Source organism: Pseudomonas sp. W4I3 (genome assembly GCF_030816195.1).
Classification (GTDB): domain Bacteria; phylum Pseudomonadota; class Gammaproteobacteria; order Pseudomonadales; family Pseudomonadaceae; genus Aquipseudomonas.
The window spans coordinates 554,898-568,159 of record NZ_JAUSXS010000001.1; the positions used below are offsets into that span (position 1 = coordinate 554,898).

Genomic DNA, 13,262 nt, shown 5'->3' on the forward strand with positions numbered 1-13,262 from the left:
GCAACACGTTCATCCTGGATAAACGTGAAGGCCCCCGAGTTCTTCGCGAGCAAGCTCGCTCCTACAAAAAAACCTTAACTGTTGGGGGTAAGGTGCTTGGCCAGCACTGAAATATGCTCCGGCCCGATCCCGCAGCAGCCGCCCAGGTGGCTGGCACCGCGGGCCTGCCAATCGGCCGCCCAATGCAGATAGCCGGGCGGGTCGAGGTCGTCGCGCAGCGGGTCGAGGCCATCGTTGGCCGTGGCTTCCTTGGGCTGCGGCGGGAACGCGTTGGCGTAGGCACCGATCTGGATCGCCACGCCAAGGCGCTCGAAGGTCTGGCGAGCAGCGTCAATCGCTGCGCCGATCACTTCGGGCTGGCTGCAGTTGAACAGCAGCACCTCAACGCCCAACAGCGCCGCCGCTTCGGCCGCGTCCGCCACCGGTTCGCCTGAGCGCAGGCGTGGCACTTCGTCCGTGTCCTCATCCTTCAAGGTAAAAGACAGCCAAAACGGTTTGCCGTCCTTCGGCAGCCCGGCCTGGATCGCCCGCGCCTCGGCGATGGAACTCTGGGTTTCCGCCAGCCACAGGTCGACATGGGGTGCCAGGCCGTTCACCAGCGGCGTCAGCAATTCACTCACTCGCCCAGCCTCGAACAGATCCGGCCGATAAGAACCGAACAGCGGCGGTAATGAACCGGCCACCCGTACTGCTTGGTCAGAAGCCTCTACCGCGCGGCGGGCCAATTCACCGGCGAGTGCCGCCAGGGCCTGGCCTTCGGCGGCGAACCGCGCCTCACCGATATGAAAGGGCACAACGGCGTAGCTGTTACTCGTAATCACGTTGGCGCCGCTGTGGATATAGGCCGCGTGCACCGCCTCCACCGCCTGCGGTGCTTCGCTCAACGCCAGCGCCGACCACTCCGGCTGCCGGAACGGCGCGCCACGGCGTTGCAGCTCACGGCCCATGCCGCCATCGAGAATTACTGTACGGTGTGCGCTCATATAGCTTTTACTCATATTCTTATGAAAATAACTCACTATGAGAGTCGTTCTTATAACTATTTAATACGCACCAACCGGTTCATAACAACTCTTTTTTATTCAGGTGTCTGCCTTGAAACTTAAACCGCTATTGGCCCTGGGCCTGACAATGCTCGCTGCCTCCACCCAGGCCTTCGGCGGTGCGACCCTGGACCGGATCGAGCAAAAGAAAGAGCTGGTGGGTGTGCTGATGGAAAGCTATCCGCCGTTTTCGTTTCTCAACGAGCAAAACCAGCTCGACGGCTTTGACGTCGATGTGGCCAAGGCCGTGGCGCAGAAACTGGGCGTGAAACTTCGTCTGGAAACCCCTTCATGGGACGTGATCGCCGCCGGCCGCTGGAGCGGGCGCTACGACATCTGCATCTGCTCCATGACCCCAAGCAAGGCCCGCGCCGAAGTGTTTGATTTCCCGGTGGAGTACTACGCCTCGCCTGCGGTGATCGTGGTCAACGCCAAGGATGACCGCATCCACGGCGCCAAGGACCTGAGCGGCAAGAAAGTCGGCCTGACCAGCGCGTCGAGCTACGAGAGCTACCTGAACAAGAACCTGGTGATCGAAGGCGCCGAAGACACGCAACTGCAGTACCCGTTCGAGGACGTGCAGATTGCCCCGTATGACACCGACAACGTGGCCTTCCAGGACCTGGGCCTGGGCGCCGGCGTGCGCCTGGATGCGATCCTCACCAACCTGGTCACCGCGCAGCCGCGCCTGACCGCCGACAAGCGTTTCAAGCTGGCCGGCGAGCCGCTCTACTCGGAGCCCAACTCGGTCGCCATCGAAAAAGGCGACCCCCAGTGGGACAGCAAAGTGCGTGAGGTCTTCGCCCAGCTCAAACAGGACGGCACCTTGAGCAAGCTGTCGCAAAAATGGATCGGCGCCGACATCAGCCAATGACTGCGTTCCCGACCCCGCCCCAACCACCGGTAACTGCGTCGCGGCTGCGGCGGCTGTTGGGCTTTCGTACGCGGCTGTACCTGACCTGGGCCGCACTGCTCTGCCTGTTTGCGAGCTTCTTTCTGAGCTTTGACCTGAAGTTCTCGATCATCCTCGACAAGCTGCCCAACTTGGTCGGCGTGCACCTGGCGCCGAACGGCTTTCTGCAAGGCGCGGCGCTGACGCTGTTTTTGTGCGTGTGCTCGATCGGGGTCTCGTCGGTGCTGGGTTTTGTCACTGCATTGGGGCGCTTGTCGAAAAGCGCCGTGGCCTTCGGCATCGCCACGTTCTACGCGTCGTTCTTTCGCGGTACGCCGCTGCTGATCCAGATCCTGCTGATTTACTTGGGCCTGCCGCAACTGGGTTTGGTACCGGGTGCAATCGTCGCCGGGATCATCGCGCTGTCGCTCAACTACGGCGCGTACCTGAGCGAAATCTTCCGCGCCGGCATCCTCGGCGTGCCCCACGGCCAACGGGAAGCCGCACTGGCCCTGGGCATGCATGACAGCGCGATCTTCTGGCACGTCACCCTGCCCCAGGCGATGCGCACCATCGTCCCGCCGGCCACCAACCAGTTCATCTCGATGCTCAAGGACTCGTCGCTGATCTCGGTGATGGGGGTGTGGGAAGTGATGTTCCTCGCGCAATCCTACGGCCGCTCGAGCTACCGCTATATCGAGATGCTCACCACCGCCGCGATCATCTACTGGGTGATGTCACTCGGCCTGGAACTGATCCAGGCGCGCATGGAGCGCCATTACGGCAAGGGCTATGTACGGCGCGGTTGAGCCTTAGTGGACATTGCGCTGAACCTGGAACGGGTTTCCATGAAAGACAGACCCGCCAGCACGCGCCTCGTTTTTTATCGCGCCGCAGAAGAGACATGTCCCGCACAGCAGTGACCCGCGACCTGACAGTTATCGCGGGGTCATCTCGCTAAATTTTCGGCCTCGTCAATCAGAGGTTGGAATCACATGTCATTTCTACAAAAACCAAGCGTGATGGCAGTCGCGCTGCTCGTTGCGCTCGCCACTACTCAAGACGTGCTCGCTCGAGGGGATATGCCACCTGAGCAACCCTACTCCAGTTTCAAGCCCTACTACCCGCAGCTCCCAGGGTTTGAGCTGGCCCCACGAGATTACGCGCCGTCGGCCCCTATCCCTGTCCCAAGCCATTTCTATTTGGCATCCGGGGCTACGTCGTACAATGGCCTGCAGTTTGCCCAAGGCATCGACACCCAGTTGGCAGCGCTGCGCGACTCCGGTGGCTTGACCATCGAACAGCAAAACCAGCTGCGTGAACTTCAATTGCTGCTGGCCAGCCAGCCCAGCGGCGAACTCGGCGCCGCCCTGGAGCAACTGGCCGGCAGTCAGAACGCTAATCTGGCTGCTGCCACGCAAAAGAGCAGCGGGCAGGTCAGCGCCGGCCTGCTGTCGGCGCTGCGTGGAATGCCAGACCAGGAGCAGGGCCGTTTCTGGGTCCAGGGCTTGGGGCACGGTAGCAACCTCGCGGGGCTGGAGGGTAGCCAGGGTATGAAACAAGGCCTGCGCGGCTTACTGATAGGCGCAGACTGGTCGCTGGATTCGGCCTGGCGGATGGGCGTGGTGGGTGGCCGCTCCTCAAGCACCCTGGACTCGCGACGCTTCGAGGCCGCGCTGGACAGTTGGCATCTGGGCGGTTACGCGGTGCGCCAGGATGGCCCACTGGCCTTGCGACTGGGAGCGATCCACAGCCGTCATGATGGCAACACTCAGCGCAACATCGACATCGCCTTCCTTGACTACCAGCAGCACCTCAAAGGACGCTACCGCGCCCAGAGCCAGCATGCATTCGCCGAAGCGGGTTACACGGTTGGCAATGACACCTTCCACGCCGAGCCGTTTGCCAGCGTCGGTTACCAGCGTTATCAGCGTAACGGTTTCAAGGAAACCGGTGGCGAGGCGGCGCTGAACGTCGGTGCGCAAACCCAGGAGAACTTCAACAGCACCCTAGGCGTGCGCCTGGCAACGGTGCATCGCTTCGACAATCAGATGAGCCTGACGCCGCACCTGAGCGCCCAATGGAAACACGTCTATGGCGACGTGAGCAGCCGCGTTCACCAATCCTCACGGCTGATCGGCCTGGACGGCACGGACGGTCTCGACAGCCAGTTCACTGTCCGGGGCACCGCGCTGGACCGCAACAGCCTGGGGCTGAACGCCGGCCTGGATCTGGCGCTTTCGAGCCAACACACCGTAGGCCTCACGTATACCGGCGAGGCCGGCAGCAGTAGCCGCAGCCAGGGTTTGACAGGCCAATGGCGGATGGAATTCTAATGCCACCCCGCTGAAATCCGCGCAGCACTGGCCTGATCGATAAATTGCAGGCAAAAAAAAGGAGGGCACCTGCCCCCCCGAGGATTAAGCGGTAATGTCGAAGGCTGAATCAGCCTTCGATTTCAATCAGGATTTCGCCAGGGTTCACCCGGTCGCCCTTGGCCACGTGCACGGCGCTTACCTTGCCGGCAATTGCGGCCTGCACTTCGGTTTCCATCTTCATGGCTTCAGTGATCAGCACGGCCTGGCCGGCCTTGACCACGTCGCCTTCCTTGACCAGCACGTCGACGATATTGCCCGGCATCGCCGTGCTGACATGGCCAGGCTCGGTGGCGTGCTTGCGCTTGCTGCCGCCGCTGCTGACAAACTCATTGAGCGGTTCGAACACCACTTCTTCCGGCATGCCATCGATGGACAGGTAGAAGTGACGCTTGCCTTCGGCTTTCACACCGACACCGGTGATGTCGACGCGGTAGCTTTCACCGTGCACATCGATGACGAATTCGGTCGGCACGCCTTCGCCACCGGCACGGGCCACGCCGCCGGCTTCCGGGATCGGCAGCAGCACTTCGGGCGCCAGGGTGCCGGCGTCGCGTTCTTCGAGGAACTTGCGGCCAATGTCCGGAAACATGGCGTAGGTCAGCACGTCTTCTTCGGACTTGGCCAACGCACCGATTTCACCGCGCAGCTTGGTCATTTCCGGCTTGAGCAGGTCGGCCGGACGCACGTCGATCACCTCTTCGCTGCCGATGGCCTGGCGCCGCAGCTTCTCGTTCACAGTGCCTGGCGCTTTGCCGTAGCCGCCTTGCAGGTAAAGCTTCACTTCGTTGGTGATGGTCTTGTAGCGCTCACCGGCCAGCACGTTGAAGAACGCCTGGGTGCCGACGATCTGCGAGGTCGGGGTGACCAGTGGCGGGAAACCGAGGTCTTCACGCACGCGGGGGATTTCGGCGAGCACTTCGCTCATGCGGTTGAGCGCGCCCTGCTCTTTCAACTGGTTGGCCAGGTTGGAAATCATCCCGCCCGGTACCTGGTTGACTTGCACGCGGGTGTCGACGGCGGTGAATTCACTTTCGAATTGGTGGTATTTCTTACGCACCGCGTAGAAGTACAGGCCGATTTCCTGCAGCAGCTCCAGGTCCAGGCCGGTGTCGAACTCGCTGCCCTTGAGGGCGGCAACCATCGACTCGGTGCCAGGGTGGCTGGTGCCCCAGGCGAAGCTGGAGATGGCGGTGTCGATGTGGTCGGCGCCATTTTCGATGGCCTTGAGTTGGCACATCGCGGCCAGCCCGGCGGTGTCGTGGGAGTGGATGAAAATCGGCAGGCTCTGCTCGGCTTTCAGGGCCTTGACCAGCTCGCCGGTGGCATAAGGTGTCAGCAGGCCGGCCATGTCCTTGATCGCGATGGAGTCGCAGCCCATGGATTCAAGCTGCTTGGCCTGGGCCACAAAGGCCTCGACGGTGTGCACCGGGCTGGTGGTGTAGGCGATGGTGCCCTGGGCGTGCTTGCCGGCAGCTTTGACCGCTTCGATGGCCACGCGCAGGTTACGCACGTCATTCATGGCATCGAAGATGCGGAACACATCGATACCGTTGACGGCGGCCTTGGCGACAAACGCTTTGACCACGTCGTCGCTGTAGTGGCGGTAGCCCAGCAGGTTCTGGCCGCGCAGCAGCATTTGCAGACGGGTGTTGGGCAACGCGGCGCGCAGTTGGCGCAGGCGTTCCCACGGATCTTCCTTGAGGAAGCGCACGCAGGCGTCGAAGGTCGCGCCGCCCCACACTTCCAGGGACCAGTAGCCGACTTTGTCGAGCTTGTCGCAGATCGGCAGCATGTCGTCGGTGCGCATGCGGGTCGCCAACAACGATTGGTGAGCGTCGCGCAGGATGGTGTCGGTAACAAAGATCTTCTTGCTCATTCTTATAATCCTCACAGGCCTGCGTGGGCGGCGATGGCGGCAGCGATGGCCAGGGCCAGCTCTTCGGGTTTGCGCTTGATCGAGTAGTTGGTCAGCTCAGGGTGGCTTTCCACAAAGCTTGTATTGAACTGCCCGCTGCGGAATTCCGGGTTGCGCAGGATTTCCTGATAGTAGGCGGCGGTGGTCTTCACGCCTTGCAGGCGCATGTCGTCCAGGGCACGCAGGCCGCGGTCCATGGCTTCTTCCCAGGTCAACGCCCACACGACCAGCTTCAGGCACATGGAGTCGTAGAACGGTGGAATGGTGTAGCCGGTATAGATCGCCGTGTCGGTGCGCACGCCGGGGCCGCCGGGGGCGTAGTAACGGGTGATCTTGCCGAAACTTGGCAGGAAGTTGTTCTTCGGGTCTTCGGCGTTGATACGAAACTGCAACGCGAAGCCACGGTGCTGGATATCTTCCTGCTTGACCGACAGCGGCAGGCCCGAGGCGATGCGGATCTGCTCGCGGACGATGTCGATCCCGGTGATTTCCTCGGTGATGGTGTGTTCCACCTGCACCCGAGTGTTCATCTCCATGAAGTACACCTCGCCTTCGGCGAGCAGGAACTCCACGGTACCGGCGTTCTCGTAGCCCACGGCCTTGGCCGCGCGCACCGACAGATCACCGATATAGGCGCGCTGTTCCGGGGTGAGCTGAGGGCTTGGCGCGATTTCGATGAGCTTCTGGTTGCGACGCTGGATCGAGCAATCGCGTTCGAACAGGTGCACCACGTTGCCAAAGCTGTCACCGAGGATCTGCGCTTCGATGTGCTTGGGATTGACGATGCATTTTTCCAGGAACACTTCCGCCGAACCGAAGGCCTTGGTGGCTTCGGAAATAACGCGGGGAAAGGCTTGCTCGAGTTCTTCGCGGCTGTTGCAACGACGAATACCGCGCCCGCCACCACCGGACGTGGCCTTGAGCATCACCGGGTAACCGATACGGTCGCCTTCGGTGAGGGCTTCGTGGATGTCGGCGACGTTGCCCTCGGTGCCCGGCGTGACCGGCACGCCGGCCTTGATCATGCTACGACGGGCCTCGGTCTTGTCGCCCATGCGGCGAATCACTTCCGCCGACGGGCCAATGAACTTGATCCCACGTTCGGCACAGATATCCGCCAATTCGGCATTTTCCGACAGGAAGCCATAGCCGGGGTGCAGCGCATCGCAACCGGTTTCCACGGCCAGGTTCACCAGCTTGCGCGGGTTGAGGTAACCGGCCAGGGGCTCGGCACCGATGCTATGGGCTTCGTCGGCACGCTTGACGTGCAACGCGTGGCGGTCGGCGTCCGAGTAAACCGCGACCGAGCGAATGCCCATCTCGGCGCAGGCACGCACGATTCGTACGGCAATTTCACCACGGTTGGCGATCAGGATCTTTTTTATCACTTGGAAATTCCCTTGAGCCGATTGCTGCGTTCTTCGACCCCATGTAGCCGGGTCGGCGCGTGACCAAATGTTTCATGACAGTCGCGAGACACACACTATGCGCACGGGAGGATTAACAAAAATCAATAATTATTGGGTTGTGTATAAGTAAAGACTTATAGTTGGCCGGACGAATACCGGCGCGAGGGGTTATTTAATGCGTAAGTCATTGATGCGTATGACATTGCGTCAGCTGCAGATCTTCAATGAAGTGTGTGATTTGCGCTCCTACAGCCGCGCAGCCGAGGAAATGTCCCTCACCCAACCTGCCGTCAGCCTGCAAATTCGCCAGCTCGAAGAGCTGCTCGGGCAGCCGCTGTTCGACTATGTCGGCAAAAAGCTCTACATGACTGAGGCCGCCGAAGCCCTGCAGCGGGCCAGCCGGGATATTTTCGGGCGTCTGGAAAACCTCGATATGCAGCTGTCGGACATGCAGGGCTCACTGCAAGGCCAGTTGAAGCTGGCGGTGGAGTCCAGCGCCAAGTACTTCGTGCCGCACCTGTTCGCCGCCTTCAAGCGCCAGCACCCGGAGGTGCAATTGCACCTGACCGTGGTTAACCGCGCCCAGGTGATCCGTCGGCTTTCGGACAACCGCGACGACCTGGTGATCATGTCCATGGTGCCTCAGGACATGGGCCTGGAATTTCTGCCATTCCTGAACAACCCGATTGTCGCCGTGGCACTCCCGGACCATCCCTTGAGCCTGCAAGGGGCGCTGCGCCTGCAGGATCTGGAGCCTTACACACTGCTGATCCGCGAACCGGGATCCGGCACACGGCTGGCCTGCGAAGAGTACTTCAAGGAAAAACGCGTGCACTTCACCCAGACGGTGGAAGTGGCCTCGGCCGAGGCGCAGCGTGAGTGCGTGGTCGCAGGTTTGGGCGTGGCCCTGCTGACGCGCCACGCCTTGAACCTGGAACTGGCCACCGGCGGACTCAAGGAGTTGCCGGTGGAAGAGCTGCCGCTGTACCGCAGTTGGTGCCTGGTGCAAGCCAAAGCCAAGCGATTGTCACCGGTGGCCCATGCGTTCCTGGGCTTTATCCGCAGCGAACGGGTGCAGATCAGCGCGCTGGCTGAGCGCTTCGCTGGGCAGCCAAGGGTGCCTGCCAATGCAGTTCCGGGTAGTCACTGATGCTCTGCTGCAGTTGGCGCTGGTCGCAGCGGTCTTCGATTGCGCGACGGAACGCCATGCGGCGCTGGTCTTCCTGCTGACGACGGGTCTTGACGGTGCTGTTGCTGTCTTCGTAGGGCCGGGCCATTTGGAGTCTCCCAATGCAAGTACGGGGAGTACAGAATGGGCGCGAGGGATGACGGGGCGATGACAGTGGGATGAAGATTCTGGACACACAAAAGATGCAAATGTGGGAGGGGGCTTGCTCCCGATGGCGGAGTGTCAGTCACCAGATTTATTGACTGGCCTATAGCTATCCGGAGCAAGCCCCTCCCACATTTAGATCTGTGTACAGTTCAGTCGTCGAGGGCTTTGACGGATTTTGGCGAGAGACGAAGGCTGCGCAAACTGCGCTTTACGCTCTTGAGGTGATTGACCAGGCTTGGCCCGCGCGCCATGGCGACACCCATCGCCAGTACGTCGATTACCACCAGGTGCGCAATGCGCGAGGTCAGCGGCGTGTAGATCTCGGTGTCTTCGTGTACGTCGATCGCCAGGTTCACCGTGGACAATTCCGCCAACGGCGTCTGGCTCGGGCACAGGGTGATCAGCGAAGCGCCGCTTTCACGCACCAGGTTGGCCGTGATGAGCAGGTCTTTGGAGCGACCGGACTGGGAAATACAGATGGCCACGTCGGTGGGCTTCAAGGTCACCGCCGACATCGCCTGCATGTGCGGATCGCTGTAGGCCGCAGCGGTAAGCAGCAGTCGGAAGAATTTGTGCTGGGCGTCGGCCGCTACTGCGCCAGAAGCACCAAAGCCATAGAACTCGACGCGCTGGGCCTGGGACATCGCGGTCACGGCCTTTTGCAACTCAACCGGGTCGAGCTTCTCGCGCACTTCCATCAGGGTATGCAAGGTGGTGTCGAAGATTTTCAGGCTGTAATCGGCGACCGAATCGTCTTCATGGATCGCAAACTGGCCGAAGCTCGCACCGGCGGCCAGGCTTTGCGCCAACTTGAGTTTCAAGTCCTGAAACCCGGAGCAACCGATGGCGCGACAGAAACGCACGATGGTCGGCTCGCTGATACCCACGCTGTGGGCCAGGTCGGCCATGGAACTGTGCATCACGGCCGCAGGATCAAGCAGCACGTGATCGGCAACCTTGAGTTCCGATTTGCGTAACAGGTGGCGCGACTGGGCGATATGTTGCAACAGGTTCAAAGGGCAGGACTCTTGTTATTGGCAGACGCCAGGGATGTAGCAAGCTTGTAGTTATACTACAAGAATTACCGTTTTGCCCGCCTGATGCAGCACTAAATCGCCCCGCCCCCCTCTGAAATTAAGGGCAGAGGCTTTGTAGCCACAGGGACGCCCATCGAGTCGTTAAGGAAAATCCGGATTTGTTCGTAACAAATCCGCGAGCCCCTCCGCGGGCATCGGCCGGCTGATCAGATAGCCCTGCACCTCGTCGCAACCCTCGGCCCGCAGGAAATCCAGCTGCTGCTGGTCCTCCACGCCTTCGGCCACTACTTTGAGCGCCAGACCGTGGGCCATGGCAATGATCGCTCGGGTGATGGCGGCATCCTCACGGCCCTGGCCGAGACCACGGATAAAGGTCTGGTCGATCTTCACGTAGTCCACCGGAATACGTTTGAGGTAGCTGAGAGACGAATAGCCGGTGCCAAAATCGTCAATGGCCAGCTTCACGCCCAGGTCGCGTAACTGCCGGAAGGTGACGATGATGTGCTCGACGCTGTCGAGCAGTTGGCTTTCGGTCAGTTCCAACTCGAGGTATTGCGGGTCCAGCCCGGTCTCGTCCAACACCTGGCGTACCAGGCTGACCAGCTTGCCTTGGCGCAACTGATGCACCGACAGGTTCACCGACACCCGAATCGGCTCCAACCCCTGACGCTGCCATTCACAGGCCTGCCAGCACGCTTGGCGCAACACCAACTCACCCAGCGGCACGATCAGGCCGGTTTCTTCGGCCAGGCCGATAAAGTCCCCCGGCGGCACCAGGCCCCACTGCGGATGGTCCCAACGCACCAATGCTTCGACTGCATTGAGCTTACCGCTGGCCAGGCACAACTTGGGTTGGTAGAACACCGTGAGCTGGCGCTCGTCGATGGCTTTGCGCAGGTGGTTTTCCAGCTGCAATCGCTCCAGGGTGCTGGCTTGCAAGCTGTCGGTGTAGAACTGGAAATTATTTCCGCCCAGGTGCTTGGCGTGCTGCATCGCCATATTCGATTGGCTGACCAGCGCGGAAATTTCCCGCGCATTGTCCGGCAGCAGGCTGACGCCCATGGAGGCGCTCACCACCAGCTCATGCCCCTCCACCGTAACCGGCACGCGCAGCTTTGCCAGTAGCCGAGTCGCCACACGCGCCAGGCTCGACAAGTTGCCGTAGGCGTCGAACAGCACGGCGAATTCATCACCGGACAGCCGCGCAATGGTGTCGGCTTCCGGCAGTGCGTTGATCAAGCGCCGCGCCATTTTCTGCAGCAGTTGGTCGGCCACTTCATGCCCAAGGCTGTCATTGAGCAGCTTGAAACGGTCGAGGTTGATGTGCAGCAGCGCCAGGCTGCGCCCACCCTGGCGCACGCGCTGATGAGCTTCGCGCAGCCGTTCGCGAAACAGCGAACGGTTGGCCAGGCCCGTCAACTCGTCGTAATGGGTGAGGTAGCGCATGCGCTCCTCGGACTCGCGTCGCGCGGATAAATCGGCGAAAAAGCCAACAATATGGCTGACATTGCCGCGAACATCGCGCACCACGCTCAGTTGCAGCCACTGCGGATACAACTCGCCGTTCTTGCGCGTTTCCACCAATTCACCCTGCCAGGTGCCGTTGCTGAGCAGCGCCTGGTGAATCACCGGGAAGTGACGCCGGGCATCGCGACTGCAGGGCAGCTCCACCACATTGCGACCAAGCATGTCGTCGATGTCAAAACCGGTGACACGGCTGAACGCCTGGTTGACGGCGATCAGCACGTAGTTAGGGTCGAGAATCACGATGCCTTCGCTGGCGGCCTCGAACACCGTCGAGGCGAGCCGTTGCTGTTCCTCCACGGCCTTGCCAGCACTGATGTCGCGGCGTGTGCCGAGCATCCGGATAACCCGCCCGCTGGGCGAACGCTCTACTGCACGCCCACGGTCTTCGATCCACACCCAATGCCCGTCGCCATGGCGTATTCGGTATTCCACCTGATAGTCGTCGCTGCGGCCTTTGAGATGCTCCACCAGCGCATGCTTGAGCAGCGGCAGGTCGTCGGGGTGCAGGCGCGGCTTGAGGTGCCTGAGCATCGCGGTGACATATTCGGGCTCCAGGCCGAACAGTTCCTTGAGCTGGGTGTGGTGCACCTCATCGGTTTGCAGGTTCCAGTCCCACAGGCCCAGTTCACTGGCCTGCAGTGCCATGGCCAGGCGCGCCTCGCTTTTATTCAGGGCGAGGCTGGCGGCGTCCAGCTCCTGGCTGCGCAGCGCCACACGGTCTTGCAGGCCGACTTGGGCTTCCCGCAACTCCTGTTCGACCTGACGGCGCTGCTCGACTTCGCGCATCAGTTCCTGATTCAACTGCTCGCTGCGTTGCTGCGCCTGCTGCAGATGCTCGATCAAGGCCTGGTTCTGGAAACTTCGCAGCAGCCCGCGCTGGATCAGACGGTTGACCTGCCACGCCACCACACTCAAGGACGCCAGCAGGATTAGACCGAGTACGCCCCAACCCTGCTGCTGCGAGGTGCCGTTCCAGAACAGATAAATGATCGCCGGCAACAGGCACGGCAAGGCGAAGGACAGAAAGGCCCAGAGGCTGACGGCATACGCCACGCTGGCCGACAACGTCGCCGCGCCGATCAGGCCGAACACCCAGGCTTGTTGCATAAAGCTGTCGGTCGGTACCAAGGCAATGGCGGCGATCGACAGGGTCAAACCGCTGACCGCCGAACCGAGCATGAACATACGGCGCCACACGGGCTGGGCCTGACGGCTGGGCATCGCCGAATCAAAGGCCGCCACCTGGATGACTCGCATCGCCACCAGCGCCAGCAACCAGACCAGCCAGATGCTGTCGAGCAGGTACTGCTTGGGGTTCCACAACAGCCAGGCACAGACCAAACCATTGACCAGCATCAACAGGGTCGGCAGCAACGAGCCCTGATACAGCAGACGTGTGCGCTCGACCGCTATCTGGGTGGCGTAATGTTTACGGATAACCTGCGCGGGCGCCGCCGAAGGGCCGAACAGGTCAGTGTTAAAGGTCATAGGCAGTGTTCTTATAATGGTGAGCCCGAAACGTCGACGGAGCATACACAAGCAAACGCTCGGACCAAACCGCTCCTGGTCATAAAAAAACCCCGTCAGCTGAGCGCAAAGCGTTGTGCCAGACGGCTTGAACGAGACGCCACGCGGGCTCTGGCGCATGACTAACCGGTCATCCGCGCCCAGCGCAATGTTTGCCGCCGAGTGGTTTTATGTCGACCACCCGGCATTGGGATTTGC

The 13,262-nt window shown here is 61.2% G+C and carries 10 protein-coding genes; 4 read left to right on the top strand and 6 right to left on the bottom strand.

The features are described 5' to 3' along the window. Positions 1 to 74: 74 nt before the first annotated feature. Positions 75 to 983, bottom strand: coding sequence for a homocysteine S-methyltransferase family protein (locus QF045_RS02550; RefSeq protein WP_306490931.1), 909 nt, complete (start codon positions 981 to 983; stop codon positions 75 to 77). 112 nt (positions 984 to 1,095) lie between these two features. Here QF045_RS02550 and QF045_RS02555 point away from each other — a divergent pair, with 112 nt between their 5' ends. The 3 genes from QF045_RS02555 (at position 1,096) to QF045_RS02565 (ending at position 4,271) form a co-directional block, all read left to right on the top strand. Next, entirely contained in the window at positions 1,096 to 1,917 is an 822-nt protein-coding gene (locus QF045_RS02555) for an ABC transporter substrate-binding protein (RefSeq protein WP_306490932.1), read from the top strand. After that, positions 1,914 to 2,744 (top strand): amino acid ABC transporter permease, encoded by an 831-nt coding sequence (locus tag QF045_RS02560; protein WP_306490933.1) that lies wholly within the window; start codon positions 1,914 to 1,916, stop codon positions 2,742 to 2,744. Before QF045_RS02555 ends, QF045_RS02560 begins: the two co-directional genes overlap by 4 nt. A 186-nt stretch (positions 2,745 to 2,930) precedes the next feature. Further along, positions 2,931 to 4,271, top strand: a complete 1,341-nt coding sequence (locus QF045_RS02565; RefSeq protein WP_306490934.1) for an autotransporter domain-containing protein — start codon at positions 2,931 to 2,933, stop codon at positions 4,269 to 4,271. A 109-nt stretch (positions 4,272 to 4,380) separates the two neighbouring features. Here QF045_RS02565 and oadA read toward each other — a convergent pair whose 3' ends face one another. Beyond that, positions 4,381 to 6,189, bottom strand: a complete 1,809-nt coding sequence (gene oadA / locus QF045_RS02570) for a sodium-extruding oxaloacetate decarboxylase subunit alpha (RefSeq protein WP_306490935.1) — start codon at positions 6,187 to 6,189, stop codon at positions 4,381 to 4,383. 11 nt (positions 6,190 to 6,200) lie between these two features. Beyond that, positions 6,201 to 7,616 carry an acetyl-CoA carboxylase biotin carboxylase subunit gene (locus tag QF045_RS02575; protein WP_003195732.1) on the bottom strand — a complete coding sequence of 472 codons (1,416 nt, stop codon included), beginning with the start codon at positions 7,614 to 7,616 and terminating at the stop codon, positions 6,201 to 6,203. Between the two features lie 196 nt (positions 7,617 to 7,812). Here QF045_RS02575 and QF045_RS02580 point away from each other — a divergent pair, with 196 nt between their 5' ends. Further along, positions 7,813 to 8,787, top strand: a complete 975-nt coding sequence (locus tag QF045_RS02580; protein WP_306490936.1) for a LysR family transcriptional regulator — start codon at positions 7,813 to 7,815, stop codon at positions 8,785 to 8,787. On the opposite strand, the gene QF045_RS02585 is transcribed toward QF045_RS02580, so the two are convergent. From QF045_RS02585 to QF045_RS02595, 3 genes are all read right to left on the bottom strand, one after another. Then, positions 8,717 to 8,914, bottom strand: coding sequence for a PA3496 family putative envelope integrity protein (locus tag QF045_RS02585; RefSeq protein WP_124388828.1), 198 nt, complete (start codon positions 8,912 to 8,914; stop codon positions 8,717 to 8,719). The genes QF045_RS02580 and QF045_RS02585 overlap by 71 nt on opposite strands. A 208-nt stretch (positions 8,915 to 9,122) precedes the next feature. Next, complete coding sequence (gene hexR, locus QF045_RS02590) at positions 9,123 to 9,989, bottom strand: transcriptional regulator HexR (protein ID WP_003177007.1); 867 nt, start codon at positions 9,987 to 9,989, stop codon at positions 9,123 to 9,125. Positions 9,990 to 10,151: 162 nt separating this feature from the next. Then, complete coding sequence (locus QF045_RS02595; RefSeq protein ID WP_306490937.1) at positions 10,152 to 13,025, bottom strand: EAL domain-containing protein; 2,874 nt, start codon at positions 13,023 to 13,025, stop codon at positions 10,152 to 10,154. Positions 13,026 to 13,262 lie beyond the last annotated feature (237 nt).